Origin of the sequence: Nocardia neocaledoniensis (genome assembly GCF_029868625.1) — a bacterium.
Taxonomy (GTDB): domain Bacteria; phylum Actinomycetota; class Actinomycetes; order Mycobacteriales; family Mycobacteriaceae; genus Nocardia; species Nocardia neocaledoniensis_A.
This window is the reverse complement of record NZ_JARWOJ010000400.1, coordinates 1-17,152: the sequence shown is the minus strand read 5'-3', so window position 1 is coordinate 17,152 and position 17,152 is coordinate 1. Positions and strand designations below refer to the sequence as shown.

At 70.0% G+C, this 17,152-nt stretch carries 17 protein-coding genes; 14 read left to right on the top strand and 3 right to left on the bottom strand.

All coding sequences use genetic code 11. From position 1 onward, the window contains the following. The first annotated feature begins 93 nt into the window (after window positions 1–93). Window positions 94–750 (top strand): ribulose-phosphate 3-epimerase, encoded by a 657-nt coding sequence (rpe, locus tag QH270_RS31805; protein WP_110035520.1) that lies wholly within the window; start codon window positions 94–96, stop codon window positions 748–750. 13 nt (window positions 751–763) lie between these two features. On the opposite strand, the gene QH270_RS31800 is transcribed toward rpe, so the two are convergent. Then, window positions 764–1,132, bottom strand: a complete 369-nt coding sequence (locus QH270_RS31800) for a hypothetical protein (RefSeq protein WP_280348198.1) — start codon at window positions 1,130–1,132, stop codon at window positions 764–766. A gap of 640 nt (window positions 1,133–1,772) precedes the next feature. Between QH270_RS31800 and QH270_RS31795 the strand changes: the two genes are divergently transcribed. The 5 genes from QH270_RS31795 (at window position 1,773) to QH270_RS31775 (ending at window position 5,310) form a co-directional block, all read left to right on the top strand. Further along, window positions 1,773–2,396 (top strand): riboflavin synthase, encoded by a 624-nt coding sequence (locus tag QH270_RS31795; RefSeq protein WP_280348196.1) that lies wholly within the window; start codon window positions 1,773–1,775, stop codon window positions 2,394–2,396. 114 nt (window positions 2,397–2,510) lie between these two features. Then, on the top strand, window positions 2,511–3,755 hold the full coding sequence (locus tag QH270_RS31790) for a bifunctional 3,4-dihydroxy-2-butanone-4-phosphate synthase/GTP cyclohydrolase II (protein ID WP_280348194.1): 1,245 nt from the start codon (window positions 2,511–2,513) through the stop codon (window positions 3,753–3,755). Between the two features lie 25 nt (window positions 3,756–3,780). Beyond that, the gene (ribH, locus tag QH270_RS31785; RefSeq protein ID WP_280348192.1) at window positions 3,781–4,257 is read left to right on the top strand and encodes a 6,7-dimethyl-8-ribityllumazine synthase; all 477 of its coding nucleotides are present in this window, start codon (window positions 3,781–3,783) and stop codon (window positions 4,255–4,257) included. A 2-nt stretch (window positions 4,258–4,259) separates the two neighbouring features. Beyond that, window positions 4,260–4,754, top strand: a complete 495-nt coding sequence (locus QH270_RS31780; protein WP_280348199.1) for a PH domain-containing protein — start codon at window positions 4,260–4,262, stop codon at window positions 4,752–4,754. 22 nt (window positions 4,755–4,776) lie between these two features. Continuing rightward, a complete protein-coding gene (locus tag QH270_RS31775; RefSeq protein ID WP_280348190.1) occupies window positions 4,777–5,310 on the top strand; it encodes a GNAT family N-acetyltransferase in 534 nt (177 codons plus the stop codon). Here the strand turns inward: QH270_RS31775 and QH270_RS31770 are convergent. Next, window positions 5,307–7,199, bottom strand: a complete 1,893-nt coding sequence (locus QH270_RS31770; protein WP_432420462.1) for a gamma-glutamyltransferase family protein — start codon at window positions 7,197–7,199, stop codon at window positions 5,307–5,309. The genes QH270_RS31775 and QH270_RS31770 overlap by 4 nt on opposite strands. A 199-nt stretch (window positions 7,200–7,398) precedes the next feature. Here QH270_RS31770 and QH270_RS31765 point away from each other — a divergent pair, with 199 nt between their 5' ends. Continuing rightward, complete coding sequence (locus QH270_RS31765; RefSeq protein WP_280348186.1) at window positions 7,399–8,091, top strand: HAD family hydrolase; 693 nt, start codon at window positions 7,399–7,401, stop codon at window positions 8,089–8,091. Window positions 8,092–8,124: 33 nt separating this feature from the next. Here QH270_RS31765 and QH270_RS31760 read toward each other — a convergent pair whose 3' ends face one another. Then, a complete protein-coding gene (locus QH270_RS31760; protein WP_280348184.1) occupies window positions 8,125–8,547 on the bottom strand; it encodes a hypothetical protein in 423 nt (140 codons plus the stop codon). A gap of 106 nt (window positions 8,548–8,653) precedes the next feature. Between QH270_RS31760 and uvrC the strand changes: the two genes are divergently transcribed. The 7 genes from uvrC to tpiA all read left to right on the top strand — a co-directional run bounded on the left by uvrC (window position 8,654) and on the right by tpiA (window position 16,965). Then, window positions 8,654–10,642 carry an excinuclease ABC subunit UvrC gene (uvrC, locus tag QH270_RS31755; RefSeq protein WP_280348182.1) on the top strand — a complete coding sequence of 663 codons (1,989 nt, stop codon included), beginning with the start codon at window positions 8,654–8,656 and terminating at the stop codon, window positions 10,640–10,642. Between the two features lie 119 nt (window positions 10,643–10,761). Next, window positions 10,762–11,718, top strand: a complete 957-nt coding sequence (gene rapZ, locus QH270_RS31750; protein ID WP_280348179.1) for an RNase adapter RapZ — start codon at window positions 10,762–10,764, stop codon at window positions 11,716–11,718. Then, window positions 11,715–12,761, top strand: a complete 1,047-nt coding sequence (locus tag QH270_RS31745) for a gluconeogenesis factor YvcK family protein (protein ID WP_280348177.1) — start codon at window positions 11,715–11,717, stop codon at window positions 12,759–12,761. The genes rapZ and QH270_RS31745 overlap by 4 nt, the downstream gene beginning before the upstream one ends. Beyond that, a complete protein-coding gene (gene whiA / locus QH270_RS31740) occupies window positions 12,752–13,735 on the top strand; it encodes a DNA-binding protein WhiA (RefSeq protein ID WP_110035509.1) in 984 nt (327 codons plus the stop codon). The genes QH270_RS31745 and whiA overlap by 10 nt, the downstream gene beginning before the upstream one ends. Before the next feature lie 202 nt (window positions 13,736–13,937). After that, window positions 13,938–14,954: a type I glyceraldehyde-3-phosphate dehydrogenase gene (gene gap, locus QH270_RS31735; protein ID WP_110035508.1), complete on the top strand. Its 1,017-nt coding sequence runs from the start codon at window positions 13,938–13,940 to the stop codon at window positions 14,952–14,954. A gap of 4 nt (window positions 14,955–14,958) precedes the next feature. After that, complete coding sequence (locus tag QH270_RS31730) at window positions 14,959–16,173, top strand: phosphoglycerate kinase (RefSeq protein WP_280348170.1); 1,215 nt, start codon at window positions 14,959–14,961, stop codon at window positions 16,171–16,173. A gap of 3 nt (window positions 16,174–16,176) precedes the next feature. After that, entirely contained in the window at window positions 16,177–16,965 is a 789-nt protein-coding gene (gene tpiA, locus QH270_RS31725; RefSeq protein ID WP_110035506.1) for a triose-phosphate isomerase, read from the top strand. Window positions 16,966–17,152 lie beyond the last annotated feature (187 nt).

Here is a 17,152-nt window from a genome sequence, read left to right as displayed (position 1 = left end):
GCAGGCTACCCACATCCCCCCGGGGCAATCACCATTTGGTCGCTACACTTGCGCGCTGTGTCCACACCGACGTTCTCCCGCCCGGCGAAGCCGATGATCGCCCCGTCCATCCTGTCCGCGGACTTCGCGAACCTGGCCGCTGAGGCGGCCGCCGTCGAAGGATGCGACTGGCTCCACGTCGATGTCATGGACGGCCACTTCGTGCCGAACCTCACACTGGGTCTGCCCGTGGTGCAGAGCCTGCTGAAGGCCACCGACATCCCGTTCGACTGCCATCTGATGATCGACGACCCGGGCCGCTGGGCCCCGGGCTACGCCGAGGCCGGCGCCTACAACGTCACCTTCCACGCCGAGGCGACCGACGATCCGATCGCGGTGGCCCGCGACATCCGCGCCGCGGGCGGCAAGGCAGGCCTGTCGGTGAAGCCGAAGACGCCGATCGAGCCCTACCTCGAGATCCTGCGCGAATTCGACACCCTGCTGGTGATGAGCGTCGAGCCCGGTTTCGGCGGCCAGTCGTTCATTCCCGAGGTGCTGGAGAAGGCGCGGATCGTGCGCAATCTGGTCGACGCGGGCGAATTGCGGCTCGTCGTGGAGATCGACGGCGGCATCAACACCGACACCATCGAGCAGGCCGCCGCGGCGGGCATCGACTGTTTCGTCGCGGGATCGGCGGTCTACAACACCGCCGATCCCGGTGCCGCCGTGCAGACGCTGCGCAGCATGGCGACTGCCGTCTGGCAGCCGTAAACGACGAATTCGGTTACAGGGAGCGGAGTTTGCGGGTGCCCAGCGCCCGCGCCGCCTCGATCACGGCGTGCACCGGCGGTCGGTTGTCGGCCGCCTCCGGCGCCTGCACCCAGGTGCGGTATCCGGTGCGCTCGTCGTCGGGGGAGGGCAGCACGATCTGGCTGCCGTGGCACGCGACCGTCGTGTAGAGCCGGAACAGCTCGGCCGAGGCGGTGGTGGTGAGGGTGTCGGCGCGGCACGGTCCGGTGAGGAAGGTCCAGCGCCTGGCCCTCGGGTGCGCGACGACCGGGCCCGCGATCGCGGCTTCGCGCAATCGGGCCTGCACCCGCTCACCCAGATCACCCGGCATGGTGACCGCGCCGTAGTGTGCGCCGATCTGCAACAGATGCGGCGCGAGTCCGGCTCGATCGTCGCGGGCAGGTGTAGTTCCCGCCGATAACGGACGCAACGAATTTCCAGCGCGGAATCCAATAATGTGCTCACGCGGCACCCCCACACGTAGCGAACTTGTTGTGACCCACAGTTGTCTGTCTTCCTGGAGTGGTGGACTAGCCCTGGGTCGAACTCCCCGTGGCGGCATCGCCGCGGGTCGGATGCGCCGTCGAACCGCCGTGTCACCAGTTGAACGGCGGGAATCGGCGACATAACAATATTGCGTCAATGGCGGGATCGGCGCAAGCATTCGAATCATCGTGTTTGCGAGTTCGGCATTCCTGGGTAAAGCAATGGTAGGGCCGTCGGCGGAATTGCCGCGACCGGTTCTCCGAAAATTCGATTGAACGATTACCGCCGGAATGATTAACGGCGGTGTTCGGTCGTGCCGACCGCTTTCGCCGCCGAATCGATGACGCGTCGCTCTTTTCGTCGCGACGATCGTGCTCGCGGTCGGATCCGACCCCCGAGTCGAGGGTCCGCACAGTGCCCGCCACTAGGCTGTGCGGCGGACGGGTACCGCCGGGAATAGCGGCCGCGCACCCGCTGTTGGGCCCATCGGGGTACTGGAAGCGACAAGGGAGTCAGGCATGTTCACAGGGATCGTCGAAGAGCTGGGCGAGATCGTCGCCACCGAACAGCTGGCCGACGCCGCCCGGCTGACGATCCGCGGCAAGCTGGTGACTTCCGATGCCGGGCACGGTGATTCGATCGCCGTCAACGGCGTCTGCCTCACCGTGGTCGACGTCGTCGACGGCGACAGTTTCACCGTGGACGTGATGGCCGAGACGCTGAACCGGTCGAGCATCGGCGCGCTGGTCGTCGGCTCCCGGGTCAACCTCGAGCGCGCGGCCGCGCTCGACAGCCGCCTGGGCGGTCACCTCGTGCAGGGCCACGTCGACGGCACCGGCACCGTGCTCGCCCGCACGCCGTCGGAGAACTGGGAGGTCGTGCGGATCTCCCTGCCGGACGCGATCGCGCGGTACGTGGTGGAGAAGGGCTCCATCACCGTCGACGGCGTCTCGCTCACCGTCTCCGGTCTCGGTCGCGACACCGAACCCGCCGCCGACGGCACCACGGACTGGTTCGAGGTCTCGCTGATCCCGACCACCCTCGCGCTGACCGTCCTCGGCACCGCGCCCGTCGGCACCACGGTGAATCTCGAGGTCGACGTGATCGCCAAGTACGTGGAGCGACTCGCCCAGCGCGGGTGACCCAGCAGACGGGATGCGGTCGCCGGAACCCCCGATCGCAGGCCGTAATGTGGTAGCCAATGCCATCCCCGGCAACCCGCGGCGTCAGCCGCCAAGAATACGGAGCAAGCAGACGTGACCAGGTTGGACAGCATCGAGCGCGCGGTCGCCGATATCGCGGCCGGTAAGGCTGTCGTCGTCGTCGACGACGAGGACCGGGAGAACGAGGGCGATCTCATCTTCGCGGCCGAGAAGGCCACCCCGGAGCTGGTCGCGTTCATGATCCGCTACACCTCCGGCTACATCTGCGTGCCGCTGACCGGCGACGACTGCGACCGGCTCGGCCTGCCGCCCGCCTACGCGATGAACCAGGACAAGCACGGCACCGCCTACACCGTCTCGGTCGACGCCCGCGAGGGCATCACCACCGGCATCTCCGGCGCGGACCGCGCGGTGACCATGCGCCTGCTGGCCAGCGCCCAGGCCAAGGCCGACGACTTCACCAGGCCCGGCCACGTGGTGCCGTTGCGCGCCAAGGACGGCGGCGTGCTGCGCCGCCCCGGCCACACCGAGGCCGCGGTCGACCTGGCCAGGATGGCGGGGCTGCGCCCGGCGGGCGTGATCTGCGAGATCGTCAGCCAGAAGGACGACGGCCACATGGCCCGCACCGACGAGCTGCGCGTCTTCGCCGACGAGCACGACCTGGCGATGATCTCGATCGCCGACATGATCGCCTGGCGGCGCAAGCACGAGAAGCATGTCGTGCGGGTGGCCGAGGCGCGCATCCCGACCGCGCACGGCGACTTCAAAGCGGTCGGCTACCAGAGCATCTTCGACGAGGCCGAACACGTCGCGCTGGTCCGCGGCGACATCGGCGACGGTGAGGACGTGCTGGTGCGCGTGCACTCCGAATGCCTCACCGGCGACGTCTTCGGCTCGCTGCGCTGCGACTGCGGTCCGCAGCTGGACGCCGCGCTCGAGATGGTGGACCAGGAGGGCCGCGGTGTCGTGCTGTACATGCGCGGGCACGAGGGCCGGGGCATCGGGCTGATGCACAAGCTGCAGGCCTACCAGCTGCAGGACACCGGCCGCGACACCGTCGACGCCAATCTCGATCTCGGCCTGCCCGCCGACGCCCGCGACTACGGCACCGGCGCGCAGATCCTGGTCGACCTGGGCATCCGGTCGATGCGGCTGCTCACCAACAACCCGGCCAAGCGGGTCGGGCTGGACGGCTACGGCCTGCGGATCACCGAGCGGGTGCCGATGCCGTTGCGCGCCAACGCCGAGAACCTGCACTACCTGCGCACCAAGCGGGACCGGATGGGGCACGACCTGGTCGGCCTCGACGATCTGGACCTCGGCGAGACCGCGCAGTGACCACCACTTCCGAAAGGTAGCAACGATGAGCGGCACGGGTGTCCCGTCCTTCGCGCTGGCACAGGCCACAGACGTCCGACTCGGCATCGTCGCCTCGCGCTGGCACACCGAGATCTGCGACACCCTGGTCGCCAACGCGGAACGGGTCGCGAAGGAAGCCGGCGTCGAGCACGTCACCGTGGTGCGCTGCGCCGGGGCGATGGAACTGCCGGTGGTCGCGCAGGAGCTGGCCCGCACGCACGACGCCGTTGTGGCGCTCGGTGTCGTGATCCGTGGCGGCACACCGCATTTCGAGTACGTGTGTGACGCGGTGACCGCCGGTCTCACCCGGGTGTCGCTCGACGCGGCCACCCCGGTCACCAACGGTGTGCTCACCACCAACGACGAGGAGCAGGCGCGCGATCGGGCCGGGCTGCCCGGTTCGGCCGAGAACAAGGGCGAGCAGGCCTGCGCCGCCGCCCTGGACGCCGCGCTCACCCTGCGCGCTTTGCGATCGGCGTGACCGTGCCGGTGGTGCGGACCTGGCGACGCGGTGCCGGTGCTCCCGAACCCGGTGCGGACTGGGAGCTGGAGGTGCGGCCCAAGCGTGCCGTCCGCACCGCCGTCGTGGTCGCGATCGTCATCCTGGTCTTCTTCACCGCGGGTGGGATCCTGCTGCGCACCGGCTCGACGGGCGTGAACTTCCGGACCGCCGACCAGGTCGCGATGATCCTGATCGGCGTGATCGGCGCGGGCGCGGTCCTGCTGCTGACCCGGCCCCGGGTGCGCGCGGGCGCACGCGGTGTCGCGGTGCGCAATATCCTCGGCGACCACGAGTACCCGTGGGCCTACATCCGTGGCGCCTCGTTCCCCGACCGCAAGTCCTGGGCCCGGCTCGAACTGGCCGACGACGACTACGTCCCGATGCTGGCGATCCGCTCCAACGACAAGGCGCACGCCGCCGACGCCATCGAACGGCTCCGCGAACTCGGCGCCCGCTACGCCCCCACCGAGGACTGACCACCCCGGTACCCTCGCGGGCATGACGCCCGAGCAGGTCTTGGCCGCTGCCTTCGCAGAGGACCCGTTGATGGTCCATCTGTGGCCCGATCCGGCCAGACGCCGACAGGCGCTGCCGCTGTTCTGGCGCTCCCGGATCGCCTCCCGTGCCCGGCACGGCGCGGTCGACCTGGCGATCGAGGACGACGGCACGATCGCGGCGGTCGCCATGTGGGAGCTACCCGGTGTCGAATCCGGCCTGGCCCATCGGATCACGCTCGTGCGGGCCCTCGGACGGAGTCTGCCGAGGGCGCTGTCGGCGACTCGTACGATCGATGGCATCCGCCCGCCCGAGCCGCACCTGTACCTCGCGACGATCGGCACCCGCCCGGACCGGCAGGGCCGCGGCCACGCGGCGCGGCTCATCCGGCAGCGGCTGTCCACCGCGGCCGGACCCGCCTTCCTGGTGGCGACGCGCGAGTCCAACGTGCCCTTCTACCAGCGGTTCGGATTCGAGGTCGCCGTTCCGACGCGGCTGGGTGAGGTCGCGCTGTACCCGATGGGGCTGACCGGCTAGCGGGTGTCGCCGAGGACCGCGCCTTCGCGCCGGGGGTCGGCACCGCCGGTCCAGCCGTCCGCGCCGTCACGTTGCAGGGCGCTCAGGCCGCTGGTCTGCGGGGCCACCGACACCTGGTGACCCATGGCGCGGAGCCGCTGCACGAGGGGATCGTGATCGCCGTTGTCGGTGGCGTCGATCGCGGGATGCTCGCCGCCGATCCCGGTGACCGGCGTATTGCCTGCGCCGAAGGCGACACCGGAGACCGCCTGCTGCGGATCGACGCCCCAGTCGAGGACATTGACCAGGGTCTTCACCACGAACTGGATGATCACCGAGCCGCCGGGCGAACCCGTGACGAGGGCCAGGTCGCCGCGATCGCCCGCGTCGTTCCGATCGAAGACCAGCGTCGGTGCCATGGAACTGCGGGGACGCTTGCCGGGCTGCAGGCGGTTGGCCACGGGCGTACCGTCCGGATCCAGCGGGTCGCTCGCGAAGTCGGTGAGCTGGTTGTTCAGCACGAACCCGTCGACGAAGTGGAACGACCCGAACGCCGACTCGACCGTGGTCGTCATCGCCGCGGCGTTGCCGTACTTGTCGACCACGGAGATGTGGCTGGTGCCGTGCTCGGGCGGCTGCGGGCCGTTGCCCAGCGGGACCGGACCGAGATCGCCGGGCTTGGCGGTGCCCATGCTGCGCTGCGGGTCGATCAGCGTGGAGCGCTGCTTCAGGTACTGCGGATGGACCAGCGACAGGGCCGAATTGCCGGGCAGCGGAACGAAATCCGGGTCGGCGACGTACTTGTTGCGGTCGGCGTAGGCGAGGCGCTCGGCCTCGGAGATCAGGTGGACCGCCTGCGCGTCGGGGCGCCCGCCGTTGGCGTCGAGGTCCTGCGGACGCAGCGCGGCGAGGTCGAAGTTGGCCAGGATGCCCAGCGTCGCGGCGACCGTGGTGCCGCCCGAGGACGGGGCGGGCATGCCGCACAGCTCGTACTTGCGGTAGCCGGTGCACAACGCGGTGCGCTTGACCGCCTGGTAGTTCGCCAGGTCGGTGGTGGTCAACTGGCTCGGCGTGCGGCCACCCGCGGTGCTGCCCGCGGCCTCGACGATGTCCTGCGCGATCGCGCCGGTGTAGAGCGCCTGCGCGCCGTCGGTGGCCACGGCGGACAGGGTCTTCGACAGCGCGGGGTTGGTCAGTACGGTGCCCGCCTTCTTCGGCGCGCCGTCGGCTTCGAGGAAGTAGCCGCGCGCGCCCTCGTCGGCCGCGAGGTCCTTCGCGGACTCGGCGATCTGCCCGGCCAGGCGCGGGCTGATCTCGAAACCGGCGTCGGCCAGGCCGATCGCCGGGTCGAACAGTTCCTTCCACGCGGTCATCCCGTGCTCGCGGTGAGCCAGCTCGAGCATCCGCAGTACCCCGGGCACGCCGATCGAGCGGCCGCTGGCACGGGTGTTCGGTGCCGGTTCGGTGCGTTCGGTGTCGCTGACCCAGCGCAGGTAGTTCTCGGTGGCCGCGGCGGGCGCGGTCTCGCGGCCGTCGTAGGCCTCGACGGTGCGCGACTTCGCGTCGTAGTGCACCAGGAACGCGCCGCCGCCGATCCCGGAGGCCTGCGGCTCGACGAGCCCGAGCACGGCCTGCGCGGTGACGAGCGCGTCGGTCGCGGTGCCGCCCTCGCGCAGCACCCGGCAGGCGGCCTCGGTGGCCAGCGGGTTGGCGGTGGAGACGGCGTAGGTGCGGGTGCGCACCGCGGTCATGCCCGAGCGGTAGCCCGACGCGATCTCCGGATTGGTGCTGAGGTTCTGCGAGGTCGGGGCACCGGTCGCGGGTGCGGCCGAGACGGGGGTGCCGTTCGGCGTGCTCGTGCATTCGGCGACCGCGGTGTCGTCGGACGAGCAGCCCGTCAGCAGTCCCATGGTGAGCAAACCGGCCGCCGCGGCCCCGATCCACGTCTGTCGCCTTGGCGTCATCATGGCAGCGTAACCCCGCCCGGCCCGCCCGGCCGTCCTTTTCTCGCCACCGTGCGGGCGGCGCGGCGGTGACGGCGGCGCGAATGTTCGGTTGCCGAACCGATTTCCGCCAGGTCACCGGCGCCGCGGTCGCTACCCTGGCGACATGGACATCGACGCGGTGCTGTTCGACTTCTCAGGCACAGTCTTCCGGCTCGAGGACGACCGGACCTGGGCCGACGAGCTGATCGGCGACGACGGCACTCCGTTCGACGTCGCCGCGAAAGCCGAAGTGCTGCGGCGCATGACGGCCCCGGTGGAACAGTTCATGACCTTCGACGCCGCGGGCCAGCACGCGTGGGACCACCGCGACCTCGACCCGGCGCTGCACCGGCACGCGTACCTCGAGGTGCTGCGCGGCTCCGGCGTGCCCGACCACCAGGCGGGTCGCCTCTACGAACGCCTGATCGATCCTCTCGCCTGGACCCCGTACCCCGACACCGGTACGGTCCTGGAATCCCTGTCCGCCCATGGTATTCCGATCGGCGTCGTCAGCAATATCGCCTTCGACATCCGCCCCGCCTTCGCCCGGCACGGGTGGACCGAGCTGATCGGCGCGATGACGCTGTCCTTCGAGGTCGGCGCGATCAAGCCGAGCGCCGAGATCTTCCGTGACGCCATCGACCGGCTCGGCGTCGCGCCCGAGCGCGTCCTGATGATCGGTGACAGCGCCGAGGCCGACGGTGGCGCGACGCTGCTCGGCGCCCGATTCGCCCTCGTCGAGGCCCTGCCCACCGCCGATCGGCCGCGCGCCCTCATCGACGCCCTGGCCGCCCACGGGATCGTCGTGCCCAGCTGACCCTCCCTCGCGTGGGCCGGTCCGGGGGTTCGGTCAGCGCTCGCGGGTGAACCAGGCCTTGGCCGAGGGCCGCAGCAGCAGCGCGAGGATGGCGCCGTTGGCGACGATGCCGACCGCGCCGGGCGGCAGGCCCGTGAGGATGCCGGTGCTCGAGACCAGCGCGGCCAGCCCGGCCAGCGCGACCGCCGCCTGCCTGACCCGGTCGCCGCCGCGACCGAACAGCAGCGACAGCGGCGCCAGCGCGAGGCTGGGAAGATAGCCCGCGACGAGCGTGCCGAGCGAACCGTCCGTCCCGAGCGCGACCGTGAGCACGATCAGCACCATCCCGACCAGGGTCGCGACCAGCGCGATCAGCCGGGCGCCACGGACCGTGCCCGGCATCAGGCCGGGCGGCGGCGCCTCGTCGGCGTAGCGGTCGTCGAGCGGCGTGGACAGGGCGGCGGTGGCGTCGGTCAACGGTGGTCCTTTCCGGAACGAATCCGGACATTCACGGTACACGGGCGGACCAGGTGGTCCGGTCGGGCCGGTGAGCCTTGTCGGACCGGGTCGATAGGCTGGATGGGTGGCAGATCCCGCGACGTACCGGCCGGCGCCGGGCACCATTCCCGTCGAACCCGGTGTGTACAAGTTCCGGGACGCGCACGGGCGGGTCGTCTATGTCGGCAAGGCGAAGAGCCTGCGCAGCCGGTTGAACTCCTACTTCGCCGACGTGTACTCGCTGCACCCGCGCACCAAGCAGATGGTGACCACCGCCGCGAGCGTGGAGTGGACGGTGGTGTCCACCGAGGTCGAGGCGCTGCAGCTCGAATACAACTGGATCAAGGAATTCGATCCGCGGTTCAACGTCCGCTACCGCGACGACAAGACCTACCCGGTGCTCGCGGTCACGCTGAACGAGGAATACCCGCGCCTGTTCGTCTACCGCGGCGCCAGGAAGAAGGGCGTGCGCTACTTCGGGCCCTACGCGCACGCGTGGGCGATCCGCGAGACGCTGGACCTGCTGCTGCGCGTGTTCCCCGCGCGCACCTGCTCCAACGGAGTCTTCAAGCGGCACAACCAGATCGGGCGTCCCTGCCTGCTCGGCTACATCGACAAGTGCGCGGCGCCGTGCGTGGGCAGGGTCAGCGCCGACGAGCACCGCCAGATCGTCGACGACTTCTGCGACTTCCTCTCCGGCAAGACCGACAAGATGGTGCGCGCCCTCGAACGGCGCATGCACGAGGCCGCCGACGACCTCGACTTCGAGACCGCCGCACGCCTGCGCGACGACGTACAGGCCCTGCGCCGCGCGCTCGAGAAGCAGGCCGTCGTCCTCGGCACCGGTACCGACGCCGACGTGATCGCCTTCGCCACCGACGAATTGGAAGCGGCCGTGCAGATCTTCCACGTCCGCGACGGCCGGGTCCGCGGCCAGCGCGGCTGGGTGGTCGACAAGTCCGGCGACGCGCTCGACGTCGCCGAATCCGGCACCGAACTCGCCGCCCTGGTCGAACAGTTCCTCACCCAGTTCTACGGCGAGCAGGCCGCCATGGCCGACCAGAACGCCGACGCCGAGGTGATCGTCGTCCCGCGCGAGGTGCTGGTCCCCGAACTGCCCGCCGACGCGGTCCAGATCCAGGAGTGGCTGAGTGAACTGCGCGGCTCGGCGGTCTCGCTGCGGGTGCCGCAGCGCGGCGACAAGAAGGCGCTGGCCGAGACCGTGCAGCGCAACGCGGGCGAGGCCCTGGCCCAGCACAAGCTCAAGCGCGCGGGCGACCTGACCTCCAGATCGCAAGCGCTGCAAGATATCCAGGACTTCCTCGACCTCGACAGCGCCCCCCTGCGGATCGAGTGTGTCGACATCAGCCACGTGCAGGGCACCGACGTGGTCGCCTCGCTGGTGGTCTTCGAGGACGGCCTGGCCCGCAAATCCGACTACCGGCACTACGCCATCAAGGAGGCCGCGGGCGACGGGCGCTCCGACGACGTCGGCAGCATCGCCGAGGTGACGCGCCGCCGCTTCGCCCGGCTCGCCCGCGACCGGCAGCAGGTCGCCGAACTCGAACCCGACGAGACCGACGAGCCGACCTCGCGTCCCGGCGTCGACCCGACCACCGGCAGACCGCGCCGCTTCGCCTACCCGCCGAACCTCTACGTGGTCGACGGCGGCGCGCCGCAGGTCGCCGCGGCCGCCGAGGTGCTCGACGAACTCGGCATCACCGATGTCGCCGTCATCGGGCTGGCCAAGCGGCTCGAAGAGGTATGGGTGCCAGGCGAACCCGACCCGGTGATCATGCCGCGCAACAGCGAGGCGCTCTACCTGCTGCAACGCGTGCGCGACGAGGCGCACCGCTTCGCCATCACCTTCCATCGCAGCAAGCGCTCGCGCCGCATGACGGCGTCGGCGCTGGACTCGGTGCGCGGCCTCGGCGAGGCCAGACGCACCGCGCTGGTCACCCATTTCGGCTCGGTCGCCCGGATCAAGGACGCGACCGTCGACGAGATCACCGCGGTGCCCGGTATCGGCGTCTCCACGGCGAAGGCGGTGCTCGAAGCACTCAACAGCCCGTAGTGGGGGCGGGGCGGATCACAGGACGCAAGATTGCGAGTGCCGTACGTTGTGTGTCTGCGCCCGATACCCGAACCGGTGCGGGATGATCGAAAGGCACCCAGAAACGGATCCGGTAGGACATGACACGCGTCGAATCGAACAACAATGCGGGGGCGGTACCCGGAAAGGCCGGGTCGGTCTCCGACACACAGCAGCCAGTGGAAGTGGTCATCGTTACCGGTCTGTCCGGTGCGGGCCGCGGTACCGCCGCACGTGTATTGGAGGATCTCGGCTGGTACGTCACCGACAACCTGCCGCCCGAACTGATCGGGCGGATGATCGAACTCGGCGCCGCGGCCGACCCGCCGATCAGGCGGCTCGCCCTGGTCATGGATGTGCGCAGCCGGTTCTTCACCGGTGACCTCTCCGGCGTCACCGAGCGGCTGCGCGGCATGGGTATCCGCACGCGAGTGCTGTTCCTCGAGGCCTCCGACGACGTGCTGATCCGGCGCTTCGGCTTCGCCAGGCGCAGACACCCGCTGCAGAGCGACAGCCCCGACGGCACGCTGTCGGCCGGCTTGACCGCCGAGCGGGTCCGGCTGGCCGCGGTGAAGGCGGCCGCCGATGTCGTCATCGACACCACCGAGCTGTCCATTCATCAACTGCACCGGAAGCTGGAGGAGGTCTACGGCGCTGGCGCGCCCGCCGCACTCCAACTGACCGTGCAGTCCTTCGGCTTCAAGTACGGTGTTCCACTCGACGCCGACATGGTGTTGGATGTGCGATTCCTGCCCAACCCGCACTGGATTCCCGAGCTGCGGGAGCACACGGGCCAGGAATCGGTGGTCAGCGACTACGTGTTGTCGAGGCCGGGCGCGCAGGACTACCTGTCGACCTGCCACCATCTCGTCGACCTGACCACGACCGGATACCGCCAAGAGGGGAAGCGATACATGACGGTGGCAGTGGGGTGCACCGGCGGCAAACATCGCAGCGTCGCGATCGCCGAGGCGCTGGGTGAACGCATCGGCGCCGATACCGGGCACGCGGCGGTGGACGTCGTCCGCGTCGTGCACCGGGATCTGGGGCGCGAATGAGTGGCTGGGAGGCCGATCCAGCCGTCGTCGCGCTGGGCGGCGGACACGGGCTCTACGCGACCCTGACCGCGGTCCGCAGGCTGACCAGGCGGATCACCGCGGTCGTGACGGTGGCCGACGACGGCGGGTCCTCCGGCCGCCTGCGTGGTGAGCTCGGCATGCTGCCGCCCGGTGATCTGCGGATGGCGCTGGCCGCACTCGCCGAGGACGGTGACGGTGTGTGGGCGACCACGGTGCAGCACCGCTTCGGCGGAACGGGCGCGCTGGCCGGTCACTCGGTCGGCAACCTGATCCTGGCCGGGCTCACCGATGTGCTCGGCGACCCGGTGGCCGCGCTCGACGAGGTCGGCAGGCTGCTGCGGATCACCGGCCGGGTGCTGCCGATGTCGCCGATCCCCCTCGACATCGAGGCGGAGGTCTCCGGACTGGAGTCGGATCCGCGGATCGGGCGGTGCGTGCGCGGCCAGGTTGCGGTGGCGACCACGCCGGGTAAGGTCCGGCGGGTGCGGCTGATTCCGTCCGATCCGCCTGCCGGCCCCGAAGCGACCTCGGCCATCGAGCACGCGGATGTCGTTGTGCTGGGCCCTGGTTCGTGGTTCACCAGCGTCATTCCGCATGTGCTCGTGCCACACCTGCGCGAAGCGCTCGTCCACACGAGGGCGCGCAAGGTGCTCGTGTTGAACCTGGCGGCGGAGCCGGGGGAGACGGCCGGGTTCTCCGCCGAACGTCATCTGCATGTATTGTCCCAGCACGCACCGGATTTCGCGGTCGACGACGTGCTCGTCGACTCGGCGTCGGTGCCCGAGGGGCGGCAACGGGAACATGTGGCAAGAGCCGCCGAACAGTTGCGCGCACGGGTAACGTTCTGCGATGTCGCCGAGCCGGGAACGGATCGGCACCATCCCGGAAAACTAGCCGCCGCATTGGATCAGCTGATCCAGCAGCCGCGGCCGCAACTGGCAGGGCTTCGAGTCGAGGGACGGCACACGGGATCGGATGTGCGTTCCGGGTCGGTGGGAAAGGAGCGCGTCTCGTGGCGATGACAGCCGAGGTGAAGGACGAGCTGAGCAGGCTCGTGGTGTCGCAGGTCAGCTCGCGTAAGGCGGAATTGTCGGCCTTGTTGCGGTTCGCTGGTGGTCTGCACATCGTCGGAGGCCGGGTGATCGTCGAGGCCGAGGTGGACATGGGGTCCATCGCGCGGCGGTTGCGCCGGGAGATCTTCGAGCTCTACGGATACGGCTCCGATGTGCACGTACTCGGCGCGGGCGGGTTGCGCAAGACCTCCCGCTACGTCGTGCGGGTGTCCAAGGAGGGCGAGGCGCTGGCCCGCCAGACCGGGTTGCTCGATGTGCGCGGGCGTCCCGTGCGTGGGCTGCCCGCGCAGGTGGTCGGCGGCAGTATCGGCGACGCCGAAGCGGCCTGGCGTGGCGCGTTTCTCGCGCACGGTTCGCTCACCGAGCCGGGCCGGTCGTCCGCGCTCGAGGTGAGCTGCCCAGGCCCGGAGGCGGCCCTGGCACTGGTCGGCGCCGCGCGCCGGCTCGGCATCACCGCCAAGGCGCGCGAGGTCCGCGGCACCGATCGGGTCGTGGTCCGCGACGGCGAGGCGATCGGCGCGCTGCTCACCCGGATGGGCGCGCAGGACACCAGGCTCACCTGGGAGGAACGCCGGATGCGCCGCGAGGTGCGGGCCACCGCCAACCGGCTGGCCAACTTCGACGACGCCAACCTGCGCCGGTCGGCGCGGGCGGCGGTGGCGGCGGCGGCCAGGGTGGAGCGCGCGCTGGAGATCCTCGCCGACGACGTGCCCGACCATCTGGCCGCGGCGGGCAAGCTGCGCGTGGAGCACCGGCAGGCCTCGCTGGAGGAACTCGGTCAGCTGGCCGACCCGCCGATGACGAAAGACGCTGTCGCCGGTCGCATCCGGCGGCTGCTGTCGATGGCCGACCGGCGCGCCAAGGATCTGGGCATCCCCGACACCGAGTCGGCGGTCACCGCCGAGCTCCTCGACGACGCCTAGGGGCCGCGCGCGGCGAACGTGTGGGGAATCCGACGTTTTGGGCAGAGCGGTCATGCATGACCGCTCTGCCCTTTACTCTGGGCGTTCCTGGAGGTCAGGGGCCAGGGACTCACAAACCGCAGGTGGGTGTCGGTGGGGTTGGGCCGACTACTACTGTGGTGAGCGTCGGAATGAATCCGCTTGAAAGCTGAGGAGCGATAACGTGACTGTCCGGGTAGGTATCAACGGCTTCGGTCGTATCGGACGTAACTTCTTCCGTGCGGTGGAGGCGCTGAAGGCTGTCGGCAAGACCGATATCGAGATCGTCGCGGTCAACGACCTCACCGACATCAACACCCTCGCCACCCTGCTGAAGTACGACTCCATCCTGGGTCGTCTGCCGCAGGACGTGTCGGTCGACGGTGACACCATCGTGGTCGGCGAGCAGCGGATCAAGGCGCTCGCGATCAAGGAGGGCCCCTCGGCGCTGCCGTGGGCCGACCTGGGCGTCGACGTGGTCGTCGAGTCCACCGGTATCTTCACCGCCGCCGAGAAGGCCAAGGGCCACCTGTCGGCCGGCGCCAAGAAGGTCATCATCTCCGCGCCCGCCACCGGCGACGACATCACCATCGTCATGGGCGTCAACGATGACAAGTACGACGGCACCCAGAACATCATCTCCAACGCCTCGTGCACCACGAACTGCCTCGGCCCGATCGCGAAGGTCCTGCACGACTCCTTCGGCATCGAGCAGGGTCTGATGACCACCATCCACGCGTACACCCAGGACCAGAACCTGCAGGACGCGCCGCACAAGGACCTGCGTCGCGCCCGCGCCGCGGCCCTGAACATCGTGCCCACCGGCACCGGTGCCGCCAAGGCCATCGGCCTGGTGCTGCCCGAGCTGCAGGGCAAGCTCGACGGCTACGCGCTGCGCGTCCCGGTCCCGACGGGCTCGGTCACCGACCTGACCGCGACCCTGACCAAGGCCGCCACCATCGACGAGATCAACGCCGCGATGAAGGCCGCCGCCGAGGGCCCGATGAAGGGCATCCTGAAGTACAACGAGGACCCGATCGTGTCGAGTGACATCGTCACCGATCCGCACTCCTCGATCTACGACGCCCCGCTGACCAAGGTCATCGGCAACGAGGTCAAGGTCGTGTCGTGGTACGACAACGAGTGGGGCTACTCCAACCGCCTCGCGAACCTGGTCGATCTCGTCGGCAAGTCGCTCTGACGCGATGACGGTCCAGACACTTCAGGATCTCCTGGCCGAGGGTGTCGAGGGTCGGGGCGTGCTCGTGCGCTCCGACCTGAACGTCCCCCTCGACGACAACGGCCAGATCACCGACCCGGGCCGCATCATCGCCTCGGTGCCCACCATCTCGGCGCTGGTCGAGGCGGGCGCCAAGGTCGTCGTCATGGCTCACCTCGGCCGCCCCAAGGGCGAGCCCGACGCCAAGTTCTCGCTGGCCCCGGTGGCCGCGAAGCTGGCCGAGCTGCTGGGCCGCAATGTCCAGCTGGCCGGTGACGTGGTCGGTTACGACGCGCTCTCGCGCTCGGAAGGCCTGACCGACGGTGACGTGCTGCTGCTGGAGAACGTGCGCTTCGACGCGCGCGAGACCAGCAAGGACGACGCCGAGCGGGCCAAGCTGGCCGCCGCGTACGTGGAGCTCGTCGGTGACGACGGCGCGTTCGTCTCCGACGGTTTCGGTGTGGTGCACCGCAAGCAGGCCTCGGTCTACGACGTCGCCCAGCTGCTGCCGCACTACGCGGGCACCCTGGTCGCCGCCGAGGTCGACGTGCTGCGCACGCTGACCCAGGACCCGGCCCGCCCGTACGCGGTGGTGCTCGGCGGCTCCAAGGTCTCGGACAAGCTGGCCGTGATCGAGGCGCTGGCCCCCAAGGTCGACACCCTGGTGATCGGTGGCGGCATGTGCTTCACCTTCCTTGCCGCACAGGGCCTTTCGGTGGGCACCTCGCTGCTGCAGGAAGAGATGATCGACACCTGCAAGGACCTGCTCGAGCGCTTCGGCGACGTGCTGCACCTGCCGGTCGACATCGTCGCCGCCGACAAGTTCGCCGCCGACGCCGACGCGAAGACGGTCGCCTCGACCGAGATCCCCGACGGCTGGATGGGCCTGGACATCGGCCCCGAGTCGGTGTCGCGGTTCGCCGCGCTGCTGACCGAGGCGAAGACGGTGTTCTGGAACGGCCCGATGGGCGTGTTCGAGTTCGAGAAGTTCGCCGCGGGCACCCGCGGGGTGGCCGAGGCCATCGTGACCGCGACCGGCAAGGGCGCGTTCACCGTGGTCGGCGGCGGTGACTCGGCCGCGGCCGTGCGCACGCTCGGTCTGCCCGACGACGGCTTCTCGCACATCTCCACCGGTGGCGGCGCGTCCCTGGAATACCTGGAAGGCAAAGAGCTGCCCGGTATTTCGGTGCTGGAGGGCTGAGCGATGGCAGCACGCAAGCCGCTCATCGCGGGCAACTGGAAGATGAACCTCAACCACCTCGAGGCCATCGCGCTGGTGCAGAAGGTGGCCTACGCGCTGCCGGAGAAGTACTTCGCGAAGGTCGACGTGTCGGTGATCCCGCCGTTCACCGACCTGCGCAGCGTGCAGTCGGTGGTCGAGGGCGACAAGCTGCTGCTCACCTATGGTGCGCAGGACGTGTCGGTGCACGACTCGGGCGCCTACACCGGTGAGGTCAGCGGATCGATGCTGGCCAAGCTGGGCTGCACCTTCGCGGTGGTCGGGCACTCGGAGCGTCGTCAGTACCACAACGAGGACGACGCGATCGTGCTGGCCAAGGCCAAGCAGGCGCTGAAGAACGAGATCACCCCGATCGTCTGCATCGGTGAGGGTCTCGGGGTCCGCGAGGCGGGCACGCACGTCGAGTACAACCTCGAGCAGCTGCGCGGTTCGCTGAAGGGCCTGACGGCCGAGCAGATCGCGCAGGTCGTCATCGCCTACGAGCCCGTCTGGGCGATCGGCACGGGCAAGGTCGCCTCGGCGGCCGACGCGCAGGAAGTCTGCGGCGCGATCCGGGCCGAGCTGGCCGAGCTGGCCTCGCCCGAGGTCGCCGCGACCGTGCGGGTGCTCTACGGCGGGTCGGTCAATGCCAAGAACGTCGGCGAGCTGGTCGGTCAGCCCGACATCGACGGCGCCCTGGTCGGCGGTGCCTCGCTCAAGGCGGAGGAGTTCGCCACCCTGTCGGCGATCGCCGCGGGTGGGCCGCTGCCCTGATCGGGAGCTGAATACCCTGTCGGGGGGGGGGGGGGGGGGCCACGGGGGGGGCGGGGGGGGGGTGGTTGGGGGGGGGGGGGGGGCGGGGGGGGGGGGCGGGGGCGTGGGCGCCCCGCACACCCCCCCCCTCCCCCCCCCCCCCCCCCCCCCCCCCCCCCCCCTTTCGCTATTGCTGCGCGTGCAGGAC